Here is a 15,657-nt window from a genome sequence, read left to right on the forward strand (position 1 = left end):
CCCGTGCGCGAGCGGCCGGATCACGCTCCGGGCCGCATGCGGAACCTGCTCGAAAAGTCCCCGTTCGACCCGGGCTCGCCCGGAGGCAATCCGCTTGAACGCCGCCTTCGAACAGCACCATCATCGGACGCCATCCGCCCGCAACGACCCCCGGAACACCGTCAACTCAGCCTGAGGAAAGCAGACTTGGGCTTTCCTCTCGGAGGCCGGGTCCGGCGCTTCCGCGCGTCCGCGCACCGCTCCGCGTCTGGAGGATCTGTGGCCTGTCACCCCGACCCGGCGATCCACGTCCCGCCGCCCCTCACGGCAGCCCTGGTGGCTCTGTTGGCCCTCGCGGGCCTCGCGGGCCTCGCGTCGAGCAAGGAGGTGAACGTTTGAGCACCACGACCGCGGCGACCTCGGCCGAGGCCGCCGACGAGGAACTGCAGTGGCTCGCCGACGGACGCCGCATCGAGGCGATCGAAGCGATCAGCGTCAGCGCGATGGCCCGTCGCCTGCCCGCGCTCGTCGTCCGCGCGTTCCGCCTCGGCTGGCGCATCGACCGCACCTCCGTCACGCTGCTGCTGGTCTGCCAGGCCGTGTCCGCGGTGCTCGGTGCGGCCGGCCTGTTCGCGACCACCGGCACGATCTCGGCGCTGTTCGGCCCGGGCCGGGTCGAGGACAGGCTCGCCCACGCGGCACCGTCGATCCTCGTGATCGCGGCGGCGGCCGGCGCCCGTTCCCTGCTGGGCATCACCATCAGCACCATCACCATCCACCTGTCGCCGCGCATCTCCCGGGAGGCGGAAGCCGCGGTGCTGCGCGCCACCGTGGCGGCCGAACTGACCGCCTACGACCACGCCGGCTACAACGACGAGCTGGAAGCCGCGGACCGCGGCGCCGAGGTCTGCGTGGACATCGTCGGCGAGGCGCAGAACCTGCTCGCCTCCCTCGCCTCGCTCCTCGGCGCGGCCGGCGTGCTGACCGTGCTCCACCCGGCCCTCCTGCCGTTGCTGGTGCTCGCGGCACTGCCCCAGGGGATCGCGTCGGTGCACGCCGCCCGGGTGCAGTTCCTGGCGAACCGGTCCGCGATCGCCGACCGACGGATCATGGCCAACCTGCGCTGGTACATCCACCTCAAGCGCAACGCCGACCAGGTCCGCTCCGACACCATGGGCGAGTTCCTGCTCACCAAGTACGACCAGGTCGGCCGACGGCTCGACGCCACTTCGCGCCGGGCGGCGATGCAGAGCGCCCGGGTGTCGGTGATCGGGGCCGCCGCCTCCGGCCTCGGCAGCGCGGTGGTGTGGGCGGCGATGCTGTGGCTGGTCAGCACCGGCCGGATGAGCCTGCCGCGCGGCGGCGCGGCGGTGTTCGCCCTGACCGCGGTCGGCACCAGCCTGCGCGGCATCGTCGGCTACGGCGCGGACCTCTTCCGCACCGGCATGTACCTGGACGACTGGTCGAGCTTCCTCGACACCGCCGGTGGCCACCGGCCCCAACGCGGCACCGACGCCCCCGAGGCACCGCGGCGGATCGCGGTGGAGGACCTCGACTACGCCTACCCCGCCTCCGACCGCAAGGCACTGGACGGGGTGAACCTGCACGTCGAGCGCGGCGAGATCCTCGCCCTGGTGGGGGAGAACGGCTCCGGCAAGACCACCCTCTCCAAGCTCCTGGCCGGGCTCTACCTGCCCGACGCCGGATCGGTGCGCTGGGACGGGCACGACACCCGCGACCTCGACCCGCACGCCCTGTGGCGCCAGGTCGCCGTCGTACCCCAGGACTACGCGCGCTGGCCGCTCACCTGCCGTGAGAACATCACGCTGGGCCAGCCCACCGCCGAGGGCGACGCGGCGGTGCTGCGCGCCGCCGACGCCTCCGGCGCGGCCGACGTCGTCGCCAAGCTCCGCCGGGGCCTGTCCACCCTGCTGGCCGTGGAGTGGATGGGCGGCGAGGAGCTCTCCGGCGGCCAGTGGCAGCGCCTGGCCATCGCCCGGGCGTTCCACCGCGAGGCCGGACTGCTCGTCCTGGACGAGCCGACCGCCGCCCTCGACCCGCGCGCCGAGCACAGGATCTTCCAGAACCTGCGGGCGGTCGCGCGCGAACGGGCGGTGGTCCTGGTCACCCACCGGCTCACCAACGTGGCCGTCGCCGACCGGATCGTGGTGCTCGAAGACGGAAAGGTCCTCCAGGAGGGGACGTTCGCCGAGCTGGTCGCCGACGAGGCGGGCCGGTTCAGGGAGCTGTGGGACCTGCAGAACGAACGCACCGGTCTCCCGGCCCAGCGGACCCTGCCGGGCCAGGCGGACGAGGAGACCGGCCGGTGACCGACGTCGACGCGCCGAGCGACCCGGCTCCCCACGGCGGCGGCACCGTGGATGACCGCGTCGAGGAGAAGGGGGCGGCTGGATAGGGGGCGACGTCCCGGAGGCCCAGGGCCGTGCCCCCGACGGGCACGGCCCGGGCGGCCCCCGGGGGGCACACCATTGGTCGCTGCCTCCGGCAGCCAGGAGTGTCAACCGAGGCCGCGGACACGCCCTTGATCGGGTGAGTTGCGGTACCTCCGGGCCGACGGACGGCCAGGGTAGCGAACGTGATCAACATGCGAATTCGCGCCGCCTCCGGCGCAGTTGCCCTCGCCTGCGCCGTCGTGCTCACGCCCGAGATGCCGGCCGTCGCCGCCCCTGCGGCCGCGACCGGAGCCGCGCCGTTCAGCTGCCTCGACCCCAGCGGGGAGGGGCTCTGGAGCGGCCCCCAGTGCGACGGCGTCATCATCCACGAACTCGGTACCGAGGCCGTCGCCATCCTCCTGGACGGACGCCGGATCGACTACGCGGACGAGGCCGAACTGCGCGCCGAGGACTGCGCCGGGCGGCCGGCCATCACCCTCCCCGCCGGCACCTTCGAGAACCTCCCGCAGGGCCCGGACCCGCTGTACGCCGCGGTGGACCGCCGGGTGGACGTACCCCGCATCACCCCCGCCCCACCGCACTGGCGCAAGAACTGCCACCCGCTCTTCCGCTCGGACGGCCGCGATCCGTCCGTCATCTTCGAGCAGGGCTTCGCCCCGAAGGACACCGTCAACGGCCAGTACGACGTCACCAGTTACGTCCTGCAGAACCAGCCCTCACCGTACGTCAGCACCACCTACGACCCCGAGCTGTACAAGAAGTGGAAGAAGGTGCCCTGGGACTACTTCATCGACGCCCCCGGCGGCATCGACGTCAACAAGACCATCGGGGACCAGCACCAGTACGCCGACCAGCTCGAAGTCGCCTTCCCCGGCGGCGTGGACCGGCACTTCATCCGCCGGGCCTGCCCGGTCGACCGGGCCACCGTCTCCTTGGTCGAGTCCGGCTGCGTGGACAACCCCGACTACCAGCCCTGGCTGCACTGACCGCAGGCCATCCGCCGTCGGCCGGCGCGGTATCTCGGCCGACCGCCCAGTGGCGGCTCGTAGTCGGTCAACCGTCCCGGCTGCGAGCCGCCCGCGGTCCATGCCGACCTCGTCCGCGAGCGCACGCTCATCACGGCCATGCCGGAGGCCGTACCCGGGACCAACCGGTGCGGTTGGGTGCGTGCCTCACCACGGCCTGAAGTGCCGCGCGGTGATTGGGGAGGAGGCATCCGGCTGGTCGAGTTCGTCCCGTGCCGCCGGCCGTCGCGCTGCTCCACCGGGTAGACGTGGCGTCAACTTTTGGACATTCCGGGGCTCGTACCGTACGCATGGGCGACGCGGGAGAAACTCCATGTGTGGCTGGCGCGCGTCGCCAGAACTTCCGGATTATGTCCGATTTGCCGTGAGAACTTCCAGGCTGGAACGAGTCTGACGCGTACACGCACCTCTGCGTAGCCTTGGCGCGGCGGTCCCCCTCGGCCGTCGTCCCCCACAACTCCCTCAGGAGCGCAGATGCGTCGTTCCCTTCGCGTCCCCTCGCGTGCCGCCGGCAGATTCCTCAGCGCAGCGGCGCTGGTCGCAGCCCTCGGCCTCACCCAGTTCGCCGCCCCCACCACGGCCACCACCGCCGCCGCGGCCTCCACCGAGTGCGTCGGGGATGCGGGCCACGACGACGCCGCGGCCCGCAAGCCCGCCGGCAACCCCGGTGGCCACGAGCCCAACGCCGTCACCGACGCGCAGGCCAAGGCGATGGACGCGGACCTCAAGGCCCGCGTCGCCCAGCTGGCGAACTCCACCCAGGGCGGCGCCCTCGCCCCCGGCGCGCTGACGGCCACCACCATCCCGGTGTACATGCACGTCGTCCACTCGGGATCCACCGGCAAGCTGTCGGCCACCGACATCGCCAAGCAGATCGACGTCCTCAACGCGGCCTACGGCGGCCAGGGCGCGGGCAACACTCCCAGCCAGTTCCAGTTCCAGCTGGTCTCCACCGACTACACCGACAACGCGACCTGGTACTCCGGCGTCACGCCGGGTTCCACTGCCGAGAAGTCGATGAAGAGCACGCTGCGCAAGGGCGGCGCCAACGCCCTCAACATCTACAGCGCCAAGCTCGGGCAGTCGCTGCTCGGCTGGGCGACGTTCCCGAGCAGCTACCGGTCCAACCCGACCGATGACGGCGTGGTCATACTCGACGGTTCGTTCCCCGGCGGCTCGTCCTCCAACTACAACGAGGGCGACACCGCCACCCATGAGGTCGGCCACTGGCTCGGCCTGTACCACACCTTCCAGGGCGGCTGCAGCGGCCAGGGCGACTACGTCTCCGACACTCCGGCCGAGAAGAGCGCCGCCTACCAGTGCCCGGCCGGCCGGGACACCTGCACCGCCACCGGCGTCGACCCGATCCACAACTTCATGGACTACACCTACGACTCCTGCATGACGCAGTTCACCGCGGGCCAGGTCGCCCGGATGTCCACCGCCTGGGCCGCCTACCGGGCCTGACGACGGACCCGGTCCGGCGGTCCGCCCGGATCCGACGACCGCGCCCTGACGCTGGCGGGTGCGTGGCGATGACGCCGCGCACCCGCCAGTACCGGCCGTTCTCACGCTCCAACGGCGCCAACAGCCCCCGCGTACGGGCCGGAGCGGACTCCCGTGACTCGCTCCGGGCGAACCGGTGCGCAAGCCGTTCATGCGGCCGAGCCGGCCCGTCCGACCAGGGACGAGCGTGCGGCCTGGACGACCACCGGGTCCGCCGTCATCAGGGCTGGTACCGGCACATCACGCTCGCCATGGCGGTCCACGCCTACTTCGCCGTCCTGCGGGCCGAGCAGCTCGAAAGGGGGCCAGACCAAGTCGAACGCCAGACCTGGTTCCGCTGACGAAACGGCTGCGGACGCCTCGGCGGGCGGGGAGGCCGGGTGGCGTACCGCCGCCGCCCGTTCCACCCGTTCGGCCGGACAAGCGCTCGATCAGGTTTCGCGCACACCTGAACGGGCCGCCGGCCGGACCGGCGGCCAGGACGCCGCACGGTGCTCGACCTCGAAGGCGGCGCCGTCACCCCGGCTGTCGGACCTGTCGGACCCGGCCCCTAGGGTGATCCACACAGCGGACGGTCCGGTGGAAGGCAGGGATGACAGGTGTGCAGCGACGTGCTCGTCGAAGCGGTCTACGGTGACGGGTGGGACCCCTCGAACCGTTCGACGGTCCGTCCGATCTCCCGGGAGGAGGCCGCCCGCCGGGACGCGGCAGGCGAGCCGTACGCCGTCGTGCTCGCGGCCCCGGGGCAGGAGCTTCCCCTCGCGGTGCTGCACGTCGCCTGGGCCGAGCACTACCTGGGCTTGTGGCGGTTCGACGGCTCGGGTCGCCGCGTGTTCGAAGCCGACCTGCGCAGGCTGGAGCCGGGACGGCTGTTCCTGCGCCACCTGGCCGAGTGGTGCTACGAGCAGGAGGACCTCCCCGAGCTCTCGGACGGTGCCCTGAGGCGGACCGTCGACCTGTATCCGGACGGGAAGAACAGCGAGGGCCGCTACCCCCGCGGACGCGGTGGCGGATCGACGCGCACGCTGGTCGACCTGCCGCGTGACCAGTGGTGGCTGCCGGTTCCGGAATTCGGCTGCTGGGAAAGCCTGCTGGCGGCGCCCCAGTTCGGTTGGCAGGGAACGTTCGGGATCGTCGAGAGGGCTCCGGCCGTCGCACCACGGCCGGCCACCGGCGCAGCGGAGCCCTTCGGCTGGCGGCCGCCGGCGCCGGCGGCAGCGCCCCGGCTCGAGGAGCTGTTCACCCCCGGGTTCACGTTCACCCACCGGCACCGGCCGCAGCCGCTCACCATCGATCCGGTGAGGACGGTGACGGAGATAGCCCTGCCGACGGGTCGGCTGGCGGTCTGCGACCCGTCGTACCTGCCCGACGGCGCAGAGGGCGACCCGCTGGTGATCGACGTTCCGCCCGGCGTCCACCCGGTGCAGGAGACCGGTGCCGGCTACGAGGACGAGATGTTCGGCGAGCGCTTCACCGCCCGCGACACGTACGCCGTGCGCGTGCTGGTGAGCGAGAAGCCGGCCGTCCGCTGGACGATGGCGGTCCCGCCGGGCGACGACCCGCGGCTGCTGCGCGACGGCCAGTACTTCGGCTTCGGCGTCGATTCCGCCACCGGCTGTTTCGTCGAGTCCGCCGCGCGAACCGACCTGGGCCGCCGCTACATGCATGCCCGCACCTCCGGCGATCGCGACGACGTCCACGAGGTCGGCGGCGGCTACAGGAAGGTGACCGATCGCGCTGGCGGGGCCGAGCTGGTCACCTTCCTGCTGGGCGGAGACGGCGTCTACCCGGTCTGGGTGGGACATGACGACGCGGGTGAGGTCACGGCGGTCGTCGTGGCGGACCTCTACGAGGTCGGTTGCCTGGAACCGTCTGCCCCATGACGGCCTTTCGGTACACAGGACGTTCACGCGCCTGCCGAACCCCGGCCGGCTGCCCGGGCCCGGGGCGTCGCCCGGGCAGTGCCGGCGGGGCCGGGCGACGCCCGCCGCTAGCGCGAGCGGCCGGCGAGAGGGTTGGGGAGCGGCGCTCGGTACGGGGCGGCCGGGTGCCGGGTGGGGGTGACGCCCCGGGTGGTCCTGGTGGTCCGGGTGGGACGAGGGGGCCGGGCGGTTGTCGCCGAACGGGCCTTGGCCGAACCGACCAGGACGGTGGCCGCCGCGCAGTCCTCGGGCGTCGGCCGGTTCAGGGCGTCGGCGGCGGCGCGCACCAGGCGAGCGGCGAGGGAGGAGGTGGGGCCGGACTCCCAGCTGCGGTCACGCATCAGCCGTGTCAGGTGGTCCGGGACGGATCGGCCCTCGTCCTGCATCCGTGCCATGCGGGCCGCGAGCAGGGGCCACTGGCGGGAGTTCACCAGCAGAGCGGCCTCGCGTTCGCGCTTCGGCAGCGCCTCGTGGACCCACCGGACGAAGCGGGCGCTCTCCGACTGGCTCACCCCCAGCTGTGCCAGCGCCCTGAAGCGGCTTCCCAGCGCGAGGTCGTTCGGCACGTCCAGCCCGGCAGTGAGCGGGCCGTAGGAGCGCACCGGGTCCGGACCCGGCGAAGCAGCCGAACGGCGACCGGCACGCAGCACCCGGTCCACGGCCTGATCGACGCCGACGCCCTCCGCATGGGCGGCCGTCAGGATCCGCCGGACGTCGACGCCGCGCTGCCGCAGCGCCTGCATGGTGGCCGCGATCTCCGGCCAGGTGGGGGAGGACAGGATCGCCTCCCGCACAGCGCTCGCCGGCAGCGTCGAACGGAGCAGCCGCGCCCACTCCTGCGTTCCCTCGGCCGCGATCCGCGCCGCATTCGCCTCGACCGCGTTCCCGACGGATGCCGCGAGGTCGCCCACACGCGGTAGGAAGTCCTCCAGGTCGACACCGGCCCGCCGCAACGCGACCAACTGCCGCGCCATCACCGGCCAGTCCGCATCGGACATCAGCGCCCGGGCCACGGCGGGCGCCACCAGCGCCTTCACGTCCCCGGACGCTTCGGACACGGCCTGGTCCGCTGCGGGCAACGCCTGCTCCCCGCCCGCCCTGCGCTGCGCCGCGCGGCGCACGGCGTCCGCCACGGCCAGCACCAGGCGCACCGCGACCGCAGAGGTCTGCGCGGCCTCACCGACCGCCTCGGCGAACGGCTCACCCGGGTACGGCATCGACATCGTGGTCTCCCGTCTTTCAGTGAACCTGCTCGGTGACGCGGCCGCGTCGGGCAGCGGCGTGACGGCTGCCGGCGGAGCGGTCACCGGGGTGCTGTCACCCCGGTGTCCCCTCGGTCGTGCTCGCCGCGTCCCCCGGTTGGTCGGTCCACTGTGTTGCGTGGACGCATCCGGTGCCCGCAGATTCGCCGGGACGGCGGGCGAGTTCACCGACACGGGTGACGCCCACCTCCACCCCCACCTCCACCCCCACCTCCACCCCCACCTCCACCCCCACCTCCACCCCGCCCCCGCACGTGTCCGGACGCGCCGCCGCCACCCGCTACCGGGTCGGCGCCCGCACCGCGAACAGCCCGGACAGCTCCAGCGGACACACCGGATTCCGCTGAGCAGCGGCCGTCACCAGGCGGGCGGTCCGGTCGTTGATCCGGACGCGCCGCTCCGCGGGTGCGGCGGTAGTCGGAAGCGGCCTGGAGGAGTCTGCGGTGTCCACCGTCACCAATCCGTTCACCGGTGCCTACACGCCGGTGGGCGAGGAAGTCACCGCGTTCGACCTGCCGGTCACCGGCACGATCCCGGCCGAGCTCAACGGCCGGTACCTGCGCAACGGGCCCAACGGGATGCGGCCGGAGGACCCCAGGCCGCGGCACCTGTTCGCCGGGTACGCCATGGTGCACGGGGTCCGGCTGCTCGACGGGCGGGCCCGGTGGTACCGCAATCGGCTGGTGCGCAGCGCCGCCGTGGCCGAGGCCCTGGGGGAGCGGCCGCGCCCCGGCGCCGCGCCGCGGATCACCGACGTCGCGCCCAACACCCACGTCATCGGGCACGCCGACCGCACCTTCGCGCTGGTCGAGGGAGGCTTCCGCCCGTACGAACTCTCCTACGAGATCGAGACGGTGGGCGCCAGCGACTTCTGCGGCACACTGGCGGAAGGGTTCGCCGCCCATCCGAAGCTCGATCCGCTCACCGGCGAGCTGCACGCGATCACCTGGCAGCGGGACAGCGAGACCCTGCGGCACCTGGTGGTCTCCCCGCAGGGCGCCGTCGTCCGTGCCGTGGACGTCCCGGTCGCGCACCGGCCGGTGGTGCACGACATGGCGCTGACCCGGAACTTCGCCGTCGTCCTCGACCTCACGGCGCGCGTCAGCCCGTCCGACAACCGGGCGCGCAAGACGTATCCGGCGGTCTGGGACGAGTCCCGCGCCGCGCGGATCGGGCTGCTGCCGCGCGACGGCACCGAGGTCGCCTGGTTCGAGGTCGAGCCCTGCTTCGTCTTCCACACGCTCAACGCCTACGAGGAAACCCACCGGGTCGTCGTCGACGTGGTCCGCTACCCGCGGATGTTCGCCGGCGGCGCGCTGGACGGGCAGAGCCGCCCCACCCTGGACCGGTGGACCGTCGACACCGTCTCCGGCAAGGTCACCGAGACCCGACTGGACGACCGGCCGCAGGAGTTCCCGGCGGTCAGCCCGGGGGTGGTCGGCGGCGCCCACCGCTACGGCTACTCCACCGTCGCCACCGACCTGTTGCGCCACCTGGCCGACGCCGACGGCCTCGACGCGCTGCCCCCGGAGGCCGCCGGGGACGCCCTGATCAAGCACGACCTGCGCCGGCAGTCCAGCACCGTGCGGAAGTTCGGCGCCGGCCGCTACACCGGCGAGGTCTCCTTCGTCCCGAGGCAGGGCGCCCGCAGCGAGGACGACGGCTACCTGCTGGCCTACGTCCACGACCCCGAGCGCGGCGCGAGCGACCTGGTCGTCCTCTCCGCCGAGGACTTCACCGGCGCTCCGCTCGCCACCGTGCACCTGCCGGTTCGGGTGCCGGCCGGCTTCCACGGCAGCTGGATCCCCGACCTGGCCCGGGAGGACTCCGACTGAGCGGCCCGCCCGCGCCAAGCGCCCGTCAGCCTGAACCATCGGACACCGGGGCCGGTCGACCGCCCTTCCCACACGATCACCGCACGTCCGCCGCACGTCCGCCGCACGTCCGCAGGCCGATCCGCAGGCCAATCCGCACCCACGGTCGCTTCAGTCGCTTCGGTCGCTGCGACCGGGCTGCCCGACGAGGACACCGCGCCGAGGCCCGCCCCCGACTGGTGGGCGGGAGCCCGGACCGGTCACCCGCGCCTGCCGATCCGCCCGGTCGCGGGCTCCGGAGCGGATGCGCGATCCTGATCCCGCCGCTCCGGTCAGCCGCGGGACCGGGCAGGCGGGCCCGGCCTTCGGACGAGGAGTCGAGATGGACACACGGCGAGCCGGGGCGAGAAGTTGCCTGGTGACCGGTGCGAGCGGCTACATCGGTGGCCGCCTGGTTCCCGAACTGCTCGCCCGGGGACATCGCGTCCGCTGCCTGGTGCGCGATCCCGGCCGACTGCGGGACCAGCCGTGGCGGGCGGACGTCGACATCGCCACCGGCGACGTGAGCCGACCCGAGACCCTCGCGGCGGCCTTCGACGGCGTCGACGTGGCCTACTACCTGGTGCACTCCCTCGGCACCGGACTGGCTTTCGAGGCCACCGACCGCGCGGCAGCCCATGCCTTCGGAGCCGCCGCCGCGGCCGCAGGCGTCACCCGGCTCGTCTACCTCGGCGGTCTCGTTCCCGCCGACGTGCCCGGAGCGGACCTCTCACCCCACCTGCGCTCCCGCGCCGAGGTCGGCCGGATCCTGCGCGGCAGCGGTGTGCCCACGGCCGAGCTCCGTGCGGCCGTGATCATCGGCTCCGGCAGCGCCTCGTTCGAAATGCTCCGCTACCTCACCGAACGCCTGCCCGCGATGGTCACGCCGCACTGGGTCTCCACCCGGATCCAGCCGATCGCCGTCCGCGACGTCCTGCGCTACCTGGCCGGTGCCGCCGGACTGCCGCCGGACGTGAACCGCACCTTCGACATCGGCGGCCCCGACGTCCTGACGTACGCGCAGATGATGCACCGCTACGCCCGGATCGCCGGACTGCGCCGGCGCCTCATCGTCCCCGTGCCGGTCCTCACTCCCCGTCTCTCCAGCCTCTGGGTCGGCCTCGTGACTCCGGTGCCCAACTCCATCGCCCGTCCGCTCGTCGAGTCCCTGCGCCACGAGGTCGTCTGCGGCGAACACGACATCGCCCGGTGGGTGCCCGACCCGCCGGAGGGCCTGACCGGCTTCGACCAGGCCGTGACCCTCGCCCTGCGCCGGATCAAGGACGCCGACGTCGCCACCCGCTGGTCCTCCGCCTCCCTGCCCGGCGCCCCCAGCGACCCGCTGCCCACCGACCCCGACTGGGCCGGCGGCAGCCTTTACCAGGACCTCCGGGAACGCACCGTGGCCGCCTCACCCGCCGCCGTCTGGCGGGTGATCGAAGGCATCGGCGGCGACAACGGCTGGTACTCCTTTCCGCCCGCCTGGGCCCTGCGCGGGTGGCTCGACCGCCTGGTCGGCGGCGTCGGCCTGCGCCGGGGCCGCCGCGACCCGGCCCGGCTGCGGGTCGGGGACTCCCTCGACTTCTGGCGGGTCGAGGAGATCGAACCCGGTCGACTGCTGCGCCTGCGCGCCGAGATGCGGCTGCCCGGTCTGGCCTGGCTCGAACTGTCCGTCACACCGGACGGTGAGCACCGCACGCGCTACCGCCAGCGGGCGCTCTTCCACCCGCACGGCCTGGCCGGCCAGGCCTACTGGTGGTCGGTCGCACCGTTCCACGCGGTGGTGTTCGGCGGCATGGCCCGCAACATCACCGAACGCGCCCGCCAAGCGCCGTGACGCCGCCCCGGCGCGCGACGCGGTGGAGGGTGGAATCGACCGCCTGAAGCGACACCGGGCGGTGGCCACGAGGTATGACAAGTCGGCCATTCGCTACGAGGCAACCGTGGTGATCGCCGCGATATACGAGTGGCTGTGAGACACCCCCGGTGCGATCATGTGGCGGGTGAACGGTGGACTGCCCGACGGTTCGACGATCGAGCGAGTGCGCTTCGCAGCAGCGGATCCTAAGCCCTACTAGGGCCCGTATTCGGTCGTGATCAATGGGTCCGGGGGAGGTCCTTGGTCCAGATCATCGCGCCACGGAGGTGGAGGCCTGCGAGGTGGCTTTCCGGGGTCTTGTCATACCGGGTGGCGATGCCTCGGGAACCGCCAGATCACGTCCTCGAACTGCTGCCGCAGCCGCTCCGGGTACGGGCCGTACTTGCCGATCGGCAAGTACGGCCCGATCAACGCCCACTCCGCATCGTCAATTGCGCTCGCGTCACGCACCACGGTCTACCGGAACTGGACCCGCCGCGAAGGTGAATCGCGCAGATTGATCATGACCGAATACGCGCCATAGTCGTCCTCGGCGGCCGGCTCGGTTGCCGAGGGCAGGACGGTCACGTTCGTCATGGCCGGTGAACTCGCCAGGGCCGCGGAAGTCACGGGACGGCTGGTGGGTTTCGTCTCGCGAAGGTGCCGCTTTCGCCTCGCTGGACCCTTCCATCCCAGGTCGCGGCGATGGCCCGCCCCTCAACAAGAGAGCGGGCCGTCATGCGGACCGGAGCGGCCACGTCCTGGCGAGCCACCTGGCGGCGCACCCAGCGTCCACGGCCTGTTCTCAGGGGCGCCTGAAATCCTGGCACTTGAGCATGGCGGGCGGGGTGGCGCCGTCATCGAGGCAGATCCTGACGGTGAAGGCACCGCCGACAACATCCGCAGGGACGGTGACGTTGTAGTTCTTGCTCGCGCCGCAGATGACGCCGGTGTGCATGCTGCCCAGTTCGCTGCCGGAGCCGGAGTAGCTCGTCGCTGTGGTGCCCCGACAGCTGGCCGAGTCCTCGGACTTGCCTTGCCCGCTCAGGCCAACCGAGCGGTTGTACCAGGTCAGGGTGCCCTTCGTGGAGGTGGTTCCGTAGATGATGTCGAAGTCGGTGGTCGGGTAGGCGCTGGGAGGCGCGGCGGTGGGCGGGAGCGGGCGGGCCTCGTCCGCCTCGCCGGTCGTCGCCGTCGGGGCGAGCAGGTGGTGGACCAGCAGCCCGCCCGCGACCACCCCGGCCAGGGCCGCCGCCGCCCCCGCCGCCCAGGCGACCCAGTGCCGGCTCCGGCCCGCCGCCGGGGCCGCCGACGGCTCCCCGGCCCCGGCGACCACCACCGCCTCGACCACGGCCTCTCCGGCCGCCACCGCGACCGCCGCCACCGGCACCGGCACCGGGGCCGCCACTTCGGCGGACGCCGCCCCCGCCCGCAGCTCCTCGTCCACCCGCGCGCGCAGGGCGAGCGCCCGGTCGAGGTCCTCCTGCGCCAGCCGGTAGCAGGACCAGAGCGCGCGGACTGCCGCCTCCGGCGCCGGGTGCCGGCCGTCCGGGCTCTCGTAGCGGGAGACGGTGGTCTGGGCGATGTTGAGCCGCCGGGCCACCGTCTTCTGCGGCAGTTCCCCCGCCCGGGCCCGCCACTCGCGCAGCGTCCGCGCCAGCTCCACCCGCGCCGACGGCCCGGCTGCGACGCCCTCCGCCTCCGGCCCGGTGACTCCCCTGTCCGGCATCCGTCCGCTCCCCTCTCCTTCGGCCCGTGCATATCCGCAGCTCGGAGCGCATGCATACTCGACCGCATACGCATGAGTAACCATCTGATCGCGCAGCGTAGGAGTCGGCGGCCCGGCCGTGCAACGCTGATGACCAGCCGGTGAAGCCCCCGGCGAATCCCAACCCCTCCCGTACCCGGGCATTCGTATGCCGCCCCGGGGCACGGGGATGCACTCGAAGGAGTCACCGATGTACCCGACCCGTCACTTCACGCTCCCCACCCTCAAGCAGCGCACGGGCCGCGCCGTCGCCCTCGCCGTGCTGGCGGCGGCCGCGCTCACCGGGACCGGCGCGGCGGATGCGCTCGCCCTCCCGGCGACCCCGCCCGCCGCCACCTCCACCTCCACCTCCACCGCCGACAGCACCGCCACCGTCACCGGCGGGACCACTGCCGACGCCGACACCCTGCGCGAGGGTGCCGCGGCGCCGGCGGCGGCCACCCTGCGGGACCGGATCGTGGCGGCGGCGCGCGGTCAGATCGGGGTCACCGAGAGCAACTCGGCCTGCCAGAAGTACCTCACCGGAAAGGGCCAGACCTGCCGCAACACCTCCTGGTGCGCGGCGTTCGCCGAGTGGACCTGGCGGCACGCCGGGGTGAAGAGCGTCCCGACCACCCTGCTCGGGCGCGGGGTCGGCAAGTGGGGGCAGGAGCACCACCTGTTCCACACCGGCTCGCCGAAGCCCGGCGACCTCGTCGTCTACGGCCCGCCGGCCTCCGAGCGGGGCGGCCACGTGGGCGTGGTGGTCTCGGTGAACCGTGACGGCACCCTGGACACCGTCGAGGGCAACGTCAGCAACAAGGTGACCCACCGCCACATCGACCCGCACACCGCCAAGGGCGGCACGAAGAACTGGAAGATCTCCGGCTACGTGACCCCGCCCGGCGCCTGATCCCCACCTCCGCGCCCCGGCCCGGTGCCGCTCCTCCACCCCATGGAGGATGCGGCCCCGGGCCGGGGCCGTCCCGCGCCTCCGCCGCCGAGAGCCACCTCGCCGGCCTCCACCTCCGCGCCTCAACGATCTGGATCAAGAGTCTCACCAAAGCCACTCCTTGATCACGACCAAATAGGCTCCCTAGCCCCGCGCTTCCCAGCCGTCTCCACCGTTGCGTCGCCCACCCGGCGGCCGCGCGCACCTGTTGATGGATTCGGATCATGCGGGACGACTGGTGCCTGTCGCTGGCCAGTTCGCTACGGCCAGCGGCCAAGCCCTCACTTGGATGACCGACCAGCGCGGCCACACCGTCCCGGCGCAAAGGTGCGGCTATCGTTACCCTACGAATTGGAAAACGGGCTGTGATAGCGGAAAGTATGCAAGGTCCGGCCCTTGAAACTGCAACTGGAGAGTGGGAGACTGCAAGAAAATAGAAATAACCTGCCGAGGAGGTGGGTGATGTGACGCTCCATGCGAGCTGGATCCATGGGAACGCCATGGCGGTGGAAACTCCCGAAAATCTGAGCCGCAACGGGCACTTCGGATGGGGAGCCGATGTAGACATCATTCCGGGGCGGTCCAGTTGGTTCCACATCGCCGTACCCACGCCCGTCATTGTCTCGGACGTCCGAACGAGCTTAATCAAGGTCTTCGTCCTATTCAGCACTGATCCGGGGTTCGGCCAGCTGCGCCGGGTCCACGTGTGGGATGGTTCCGCGCAAGTCCAGCAATTCGAAGACCTTGCATCCGAGGGCGACCATCGTGGCGGACTGGACGGTCAGAATACCTTCGTCCTGTCCCAGCCCCATGTCGTGGCCTTCGGCATCGGAATTTCCTTCTTCGTCGTCGCAGCGATCGGATTCGACACGCCGATCGCCCCTTCGCGACTGATCCTCGGAACCGCGGGCGGTGATTTCGTGACCTGATCCAGCCCTGGGCGAACGCTCAGTTCACCAGCGATGAGCGGCATTCGCAGATCTCGGGATTGCGTGGTCGACGGCGGCGCCCGACAGCGAACAAGCTGGAGCGCCGAGGGTGGTCTGATGCGTTCCCATTTCCCTGGGACATCAAGGGAGAGGATGGTTCAAATGGTGGATGTCATTGGCGCCATTCGCGACAAGTGGGTCGCCCTGGGA

At 72.3% G+C, this 15,657-nt stretch carries 11 protein-coding genes; 9 read left to right on the forward strand and 2 right to left on the reverse strand.

Annotated features, from left to right (window positions below; genetic code table 11):
• Positions 1 to 374 precede the first annotated feature (374 nt).
• The 4 genes from ABZ449_RS03670 (at position 375) to ABZ449_RS03685 (ending at position 6,807) form a co-directional block, all read left to right on the forward strand.
• Entirely contained in the window at positions 375 to 2,309 is a 1,935-nt protein-coding gene (locus tag ABZ449_RS03670; protein ID WP_360339542.1) for an ABC transporter ATP-binding protein, read from the forward strand.
• Positions 2,310 to 2,584: 275 nt separating this feature from the next.
• Positions 2,585 to 3,379 carry an ADP-ribosyltransferase gene (locus ABZ449_RS03675; protein WP_360339545.1) on the forward strand — a complete coding sequence of 265 codons (795 nt, stop codon included), beginning with the start codon at positions 2,585 to 2,587 and terminating at the stop codon, positions 3,377 to 3,379.
• Between the two features lie 513 nt (positions 3,380 to 3,892).
• Positions 3,893 to 4,885: a zinc metalloprotease gene (locus ABZ449_RS03680; protein WP_360339548.1), complete on the forward strand. Its 993-nt coding sequence runs from the start codon at positions 3,893 to 3,895 to the stop codon at positions 4,883 to 4,885.
• A gap of 638 nt (positions 4,886 to 5,523) precedes the next feature.
• A complete protein-coding gene (locus ABZ449_RS03685; protein ID WP_360339551.1) occupies positions 5,524 to 6,807 on the forward strand; it encodes a DUF4241 domain-containing protein in 1,284 nt (427 codons plus the stop codon).
• A gap of 107 nt (positions 6,808 to 6,914) precedes the next feature.
• Here the strand turns inward: ABZ449_RS03685 and ABZ449_RS03690 are convergent, their stop codons facing one another.
• Positions 6,915 to 8,069: a hypothetical protein gene (locus ABZ449_RS03690; RefSeq protein ID WP_360339554.1), complete on the reverse strand. Its 1,155-nt coding sequence runs from the start codon at positions 8,067 to 8,069 to the stop codon at positions 6,915 to 6,917.
• A 215-nt stretch (positions 8,070 to 8,284) separates the two neighbouring features.
• On the opposite strand from ABZ449_RS03690, the gene ABZ449_RS03695 reads away from it, so the two are divergent.
• The 3 genes from ABZ449_RS03695 (at position 8,285) to ABZ449_RS03705 (ending at position 11,798) form a co-directional block, all read left to right on the forward strand.
• Positions 8,285 to 8,455 (forward strand): hypothetical protein, encoded by a 171-nt coding sequence (locus ABZ449_RS03695; protein WP_360339557.1) that lies wholly within the window; start codon positions 8,285 to 8,287, stop codon positions 8,453 to 8,455.
• A gap of 96 nt (positions 8,456 to 8,551) precedes the next feature.
• Positions 8,552 to 9,943: a carotenoid oxygenase family protein gene (locus ABZ449_RS03700; protein WP_360339560.1), complete on the forward strand. Its 1,392-nt coding sequence runs from the start codon at positions 8,552 to 8,554 to the stop codon at positions 9,941 to 9,943.
• 361 nt (positions 9,944 to 10,304) lie between these two features.
• The gene (locus ABZ449_RS03705; protein ID WP_360339563.1) at positions 10,305 to 11,798 is read left to right on the forward strand and encodes an SDR family oxidoreductase; all 1,494 of its coding nucleotides are present in this window, start codon (positions 10,305 to 10,307) and stop codon (positions 11,796 to 11,798) included.
• 826 nt (positions 11,799 to 12,624) lie between these two features.
• On the opposite strand, the gene ABZ449_RS03710 is transcribed toward ABZ449_RS03705, so the two are convergent.
• Complete coding sequence (locus tag ABZ449_RS03710) at positions 12,625 to 13,548, reverse strand: helix-turn-helix transcriptional regulator (protein WP_360339566.1); 924 nt, start codon at positions 13,546 to 13,548, stop codon at positions 12,625 to 12,627.
• A gap of 229 nt (positions 13,549 to 13,777) precedes the next feature.
• On the opposite strand from ABZ449_RS03710, the gene ABZ449_RS03715 reads away from it, so the two are divergent.
• Positions 13,778 to 14,479, forward strand: coding sequence for a CHAP domain-containing protein (locus ABZ449_RS03715; protein WP_360339569.1), 702 nt, complete (start codon positions 13,778 to 13,780; stop codon positions 14,477 to 14,479).
• A gap of 494 nt (positions 14,480 to 14,973) precedes the next feature.
• A complete protein-coding gene (locus tag ABZ449_RS03720) occupies positions 14,974 to 15,447 on the forward strand; it encodes a DUF6623 family protein (RefSeq protein WP_360339572.1) in 474 nt (157 codons plus the stop codon).
• The last annotated feature ends 210 nt before the right edge of the window (positions 15,448 to 15,657 follow it).

This window comes from Kitasatospora sp. NPDC005856 (assembly GCF_040629945.1).
GTDB lineage: Bacteria > Actinomycetota > Actinomycetes > Streptomycetales > Streptomycetaceae > Kitasatospora.